Below are 6150 nucleotides of genomic sequence, written 5' to 3' on the forward strand. Positions count from 1 at the left end.
TTTGGCCTAAGTTTTCGCAGCGAGTGACCCCTGGCTTTTTGAGAAGATACCTATGATTAGGATATTTTTTTGTTCCCTATTCCCTGTTCCCTTTCACGAAAATTTATTTAGCCTAACTATTGTTTGTAGTATTATTGGCTCATTGATTATGTCTCTTGGTATTAACCAAGGGATAGTTTTTATATAAAGGTTGTTAATGACTCTTTTTGATGATTTTGAGCCAATATCTGCGATCGCTACTACCCCAAGAGCTACTGAATTATTACATACTCTGTGTAAATCCTTAAGAGCCACACTATATATTCCTGAAAGCTTGCCTTTAATTGATGCTACAACTCGTCATTATTCAGGTTCTCTGAAGGCTCATTTAGGTACTATCTGGGGAGATAACCGAGCTTTTATATTTTGTTTAGCCAATGGTGCGGTTATTCGTCTTATTGCCCCTCTATTAGCTGATAAGGCCTCTGATCCAGCTATTGTTGTCATCGATCCGACGGGTCAATATGTGATTAGTTTATGCAGTGGCCATCAAGGAGGTGCCGATCGCTTAGCTCAGTTAATCGCTCATCAACTGGATGCTACCCCCATCATTACTGGCGCATCCCATAACCTAAACTTACCAGGTATTGATATTTTAGGGTCGCCTTTTGGTTGGCGCAAGGGAACGGGAGATTGGACAGGAATCAGTCATGTGATCGCTTCTCAAAAAAGGGTTCAAGTGATACAAGAATCGGGTTGTGAGCTTTGGAAAGATAATTTACCTCAAAATCACCCTTTTTCCTTTGGATTCGATGAAAATGGCGAAAATGACCCCATAGAGGGTCGTGTCTGGATCAGTGCAACTAAACGTAGGTTTGCTGAAGGGTTGAGCATTCCTAAAGTGCAGTGGCATCCTCGTGTTTTGTGGGTGGGTATCGGTTGTATTCGAGGAACGTCTCAGGAGTTGATTGCGGAGGGGATTGAAAAAGTATGTCAAAAATATCATTTAGCGATGGATGCGATCGCTGGTATTGCCACTATTGATATTAAAGCAGATGAGGTGGGAATTGTTGAATATTGTCAAGAGAAAAACTATCCCTTATTAACTTATTCTGCTGATGTTTTAAATACCATCAAAATTCCTAATCCTTCTGAGGTAGTTAAGCAAGAAGTTGGTACTGCTAGTGTGGCTGAAGCAGCGGCGATTTATGGGTCTACATATTGGTTTAGCTCAGAAGAAAATGGGGAAAAAGTTGAGTCAGAAAAGCCTCTTTTGGTAACTAAACAAGTGATTAAGTCTAATAATGAAGCGGTAACAGTTGCCGTTGCTCAAAGCGATTTAGAATATACGGGAAGAAAAGGCAAAATCTATTTAGTGGGAATAGGACCAGGTAGTTTAGAGCAGATAACTACTGCAGCAAAAACGGCTATTAATCAAGCAGATGCTATTATTGGCTATTCTTTATACTTAGAACTAATTAAAACCATAAGTCGTCCTGGACAAATTATTCAATCTTTGCCCATTACACAAGAACTGCAAAGGGCGCAGAGAGCTATATTTTTAGCTAAATGGGGCTTAACTGTTGCTGTTGTTTCGTCAGGAGATTCTGGCATTTATGGTATGGCTGGTTTAGTATTAGAAGAACTAAAAAATTGTAGTTGGGATGGCAATAATCCTAGTATTGAAGTATTCCCAGGAATTACTGCCTTGCAAGCAACAGCAGCTAGAGTAGGAACTCCATTAATGCACGATTTTTGTGCAATTAGTCTCAGCGATTTATTAACTCCTTGGGAAGTGATTAAAAAGCGATTGCAAGCGGCTGCAGTAGGTGATTTTGTAACGGCATTATATAATCCAAAATCTCAAACTCGTCAAAGCCAAATTGTAGAAGCACAAAATATATTTTTACATTATCGTAACCCTAATACTCCTGTGGCTTTGGTTCGCTGTGCTTATCGTCAAGAGGAGAATATAATCTTAACTAATTTAACAGAAATGCTAGACCATAATATTGATATGTTAACTACGGTTTTGATTGGCAATAGTAGCACGTTTTTTCACCAAAATTGGATGATTACACCAAGAGGATATAATGAATTGAAAATGTAAAATTTATAACATTTTTATTCACAATCCTCGTTTCCTCAAGATAATTTAAGATCTTGTGACTTGACATATCAAATAATTTTGATATATCTTTTATGTATCAAATAATTTTGATATGTTCTATGACTACTCGTATTAATCCCAAAGCCGTCAAAGCAGGGGGAAGTCTTAATATTTTTGAAAAATATTTAACCCTGTGGGTAGCTATTTGTATCGTTCTTGGTATTGTTTTAGGTAGAAGTTTTCCTAATGTAGCAGAGACATTAGACGGGATGAGTCTTTATAATGTCTCAATTCCTATTGCAATTTGTTTATTTTTCATGATGTATCCCATCATGGTGAAAATAGATTTTTCCCAAGCAATACAAGCGGCGAAAACGCCAAAACCAGTTATATTAACCTTGGTAATTAATTGGTTAATTAAACCTTTTACAATGGTGGTATTTGCACAATTTTTCCTCGGTTACTTGTTTGCACCAATGTTAAGTGCAACGGAGATAATTAGAGGTTCCGAAGTCACCTTAGCTAACTCTTACATTGCAGGTTGTATTTTACTAGGTATTGCACCTTGCACTGCTATGGTACTGATGTGGGGATATCTTTCCTATAGTAATCAAGGTCATACTTTGGTGATGGTTGCTGTTAACTCTTTGGCAATGTTATTTCTTTATGCACCCCTTGGAAAATGGCTACTTTCTGCTAATAATCTATCAGTTCCTTGGCAAACTATTGTTTTCTCGGTGTTAATTTATGTTGGGTTGCCATTAGGGTTTGGAATATATAGCCGTTATTGGATTTTAAAAAATAAGGGGAAAGAATGGTTTGAACGCCAGTTTTTGCAATATTTAAGTCCCATTTCTGTGACAGCTTTATTATTAACATTGATTCTACTGTTTGCCTTCAAAGGAGAATTAATTGTTAAGAATCCTCTGCATATTTTCTTAATCGCTGTTCCCCTGTTTATTCAAACTAATTTCATTTTTCTGATTGCTTACGTAGCAGGTTTAAAACTTAACTTAACCTACGAAGATGCCGCCCCAGTAGCTTTAATTGGTGCTAGTAATCATTTTGAGGTTGCTATTGCCACTGCAGTTATGTTATTTGGCTTAAATTCTGGTGCAGCTTTAGCAACAGTTGTGGGAGTTTTGATAGAAGTTCCTGTAATGTTAATGTTAGTAGAATTCTGCAAAAAAACTGCTGTTTGGTTTCCAAGAAATCCCGAGAAAGCAACATTACTAGATCCTCGTTGTATCGATTCTTTACACTAGAAATAATTGATAAATTTCATGAACAGTTTTGATCATGCGCCCCGTATTTTATTTTTGTATGGTTCGTTAAGAGAGCGTTCTTATAGTCGTTTATTGGCTGAAGAAGCAGGTCGAATCATTGAAAAAATGGGAGCAGAAATTAAATTTTTTAACCCTCATGAGTTGCCTTTACGGGGACAGGTAGACGAGTCTCATCCTAAAGTACAAGAACTCAGAGAACTTAGTCAATGGTCAGAAGGACAAGTTTGGTCATCTCCGGAAATGCACGGTAACCTAACAGGAATACTCAAAAACCAAATTGATTGGATACCTTTAAATATCGGTTCTATTCGTCCCACACAGGGAAAAACATTAGCTGTAATGCAAGTAAGCGGAGGTTCTCAATCTTTTAATGCAGTTAATAGCATGAGAATTTTAGGAAGATGGATGAGAATGTTTACTATTCCTAATCAATCTTCAGTTGCTAAAGCTTATCAAGAGTTTCATGAAGACGGAACTATGAAAGAATCCGCTTATCGTGACCGAGTTATTGATGTAATGGAAGAACTATATAAATTTACTTTTTTGTTACGAGATAAGATCGATTATTTAACAGATCGACATAGTGAACGAAAAGAAAAACAATTAAAATTGGAGGAAAAAAAATGAAAAAAATTATGTTTGTTTGTAAACGAAATTCTTGCCGTTCTCAAATGGCAGAAGGTTTTGCCAAAACTTTAGGAAAAGACAAGATTGAAGTCAGCAGTTCCGGTTTAGAAGCAAGTCGTGTTCATCCTATTGCTATTCAAGTAATGGAGGAAACTGGCATTAGTATTGGAGATCAAACCTCTGATCCCTTGAGTGATTTTGATCCAAACAATTATGATGCAGTTATCTCTTTGTGTGGTTGTGGGGTTAATTTACCTCAAGAATGGGTATTGAGGGATATTTTTGAGGATTGGGAATTGGATGATCCTGATGGACAACCTCTAGATACTTTTTACCGTGTTAGAGATGAAATTAAGGAAAAAGTTGAGGGGTTAATCAAGAAATTAGACAATTAACTGCGTGAAGTATACTAATTTTTTCTTGTTCTATGCTTTACTCATGAAATACTCTTTTCTAGAAGAACTTTTTTCTTGTTAGTTCTCCTTTTATTTGAAAATAAAAGTTATGTGCAGTTTTTTCTAATTCAAGATGTTGCAGAATCCCTACTTATTAAGCTGTGACTTAAACCAAGTTTCTTTAACTTCTTGAAATCGAAGTTGTATGTCAATGGATACTATTTGCTGATTCAATTTTTCAGTTAAAGGATTATCCTGATTCAAAGCAATACTATAATTCTGAGTACCAATATCAAAATCTACCACTCGATAAGGTGCTTGAGGATTTTTATATAAATAATATTCCAAAGCTAAACGGGAATATAAAACACCATCAACTTGATTGGATTTTAATTGGTTAATCCCTTCGGATAAACTATCAATCTCAACTATTCTCGCTTGATAATATTGACCCCATTGAACTGCTTTGGAACCGGAAATAGTGACTAAACGAACTCCTTTTAAATCACTGGAACTTTGTAAGTTTTGATAAGGTTGAGCAGAAAATGCTAGAGCTAAAGTCGTTGCAATACCTGCAGTTAAAGTGGTTACAGCTGCCAGGGAAATAAGCATCCAACTTCCGGCAATTAACCTTCCAAAATTAGTAACAGGATAGCGATCGCCGTATCCTACTGTACTAAACGTTGTTAAGGCACACCATACCCCCTCCGTAACTCCTTTAACATAGTTTTTGGGGAATTGTTCGCTGTTATGACGATGTTCAGCTAACCATAATAGATTACCCACAATAAATAAGCATAGCCCAATTAAAATAATAGATGATAAAAAAGCCCATCCAAAAAAAGGCTGAATAATAGTCCATAATGTAGGAGATTGAAGTGGGACAAGAATGCTAATCTTATCTTCGTGGACAGGTTGAGTAAAGTCAAAGCGACGAATATTTTTTTCTGTTACTGTGATACCACCAATGGCAATATCTATCTGTTGATTGGCTAACTTTTCTAGTGTTTGGTTGACAGAATCATTATAGATAAGTTCGTAGTCAAGGTTTAAAGTTGTTGCTAACTCGTCCCATATTTCAACAGAGATTCCAGTTAATCTGTTTTTGCCATTGGAGAGAGTTTCTGGTAAGATGACAGCCGGGGGTTCTCCTGTTATTCCAACGCGTAATTTTTCCCCTGCAAACGTTTGGTTTTGTTCTGTTATTTCTTCTGTATTTGATGTTTCAGGTGATGATTGCCCTTTACTTGGAATAGGTGCTAAAGTAACGTTAACGAAAAATAAACTAATTAATACAGTATAGAAATTTTTACAAGAAATTGTATTTTTTTGTTTTTTCAACTTTTATCTCCTGATAAACTCATGTTAGAACTTTTTTGTTATAATTTCTTATTAGCTGGTATGGAAAGCTTCGTACCAAGTAATCAAAATATCGATCAGTATAGCACAAGCAAATTAAGTCTATTGGATGAGTATGATCAAGTATCAAAAATTTCCAGACTTTCTCAAACGTTGGAAATGATTAATGAATTAGATGATTCAGAAGTTAAAGTTACACTTCTAAATAATCTGGCCTTATCCTATGCAAAATTAGGTGAACTTGAACAAGCAAAGGAAATTTTAGCACAATCTTTGTCCATAACTGAAAACTTTGAAGACATCACCTTAAAGGTAACAACTATAACTGAGATTGCTCATGCTTATAGCATTTCCCACAGTTATGAGGTACAGTAACAGCAATGAGCAAACCAGT

Annotated in this window: 6 protein-coding genes; 5 read left to right on the forward strand and 1 reads right to left on the reverse strand. The window is 36.0% G+C overall.

What is annotated here, in order from left to right; translation table 11 throughout:
• The first annotated feature begins 196 nt into the window (after positions 1 to 196).
• From cobJ to arsC, 4 genes are all read left to right on the forward strand, one after another.
• On the forward strand, positions 197 to 2089 hold the full coding sequence (cobJ, locus tag P9B04_RS12660; RefSeq protein ID WP_342055352.1) for a precorrin-3B C(17)-methyltransferase: 1893 nt from the start codon (positions 197 to 199) through the stop codon (positions 2087 to 2089).
• A 119-nt stretch (positions 2090 to 2208) separates the two neighbouring features.
• Positions 2209 to 3354 carry an ACR3 family arsenite efflux transporter gene (gene arsB, locus P9B04_RS12665; RefSeq protein ID WP_342055353.1) on the forward strand — a complete coding sequence of 382 codons (1146 nt, stop codon included), beginning with the start codon at positions 2209 to 2211 and terminating at the stop codon, positions 3352 to 3354.
• Positions 3355 to 3372: 18 nt separating this feature from the next.
• The gene (gene arsH, locus P9B04_RS12670; RefSeq protein ID WP_342055354.1) at positions 3373 to 4002 is read left to right on the forward strand and encodes an arsenical resistance protein ArsH; all 630 of its coding nucleotides are present in this window, start codon (positions 3373 to 3375) and stop codon (positions 4000 to 4002) included.
• On the forward strand, positions 3999 to 4397 hold the full coding sequence (arsC, locus tag P9B04_RS12675; RefSeq protein ID WP_342055355.1) for an arsenate reductase, glutathione/glutaredoxin type: 399 nt from the start codon (positions 3999 to 4001) through the stop codon (positions 4395 to 4397). Before arsH ends, arsC begins: the two co-directional genes overlap by 4 nt.
• 147 nt (positions 4398 to 4544) lie before the next feature.
• On the opposite strand, the gene P9B04_RS12680 is transcribed toward arsC, so the two are convergent.
• On the reverse strand, positions 4545 to 5738 hold the full coding sequence (locus tag P9B04_RS12680) for a transporter substrate-binding domain-containing protein (protein WP_342055356.1): 1194 nt from the start codon (positions 5736 to 5738) through the stop codon (positions 4545 to 4547).
• Positions 5739 to 5759: 21 nt separating this feature from the next.
• Between P9B04_RS12680 and P9B04_RS12685 the strand changes: the two genes are divergently transcribed.
• Positions 5760 to 6131 carry a tetratricopeptide repeat protein gene (locus P9B04_RS12685; protein WP_342055357.1) on the forward strand — a complete coding sequence of 124 codons (372 nt, stop codon included), beginning with the start codon at positions 5760 to 5762 and terminating at the stop codon, positions 6129 to 6131.
• Positions 6132 to 6150 lie beyond the last annotated feature (19 nt).

Origin of the sequence: Crocosphaera sp. Alani8 (assembly GCF_038442745.1) — a bacterium.
Taxonomy (GTDB): domain Bacteria; phylum Cyanobacteriota; class Cyanobacteriia; order Cyanobacteriales; family Microcystaceae; genus Crocosphaera.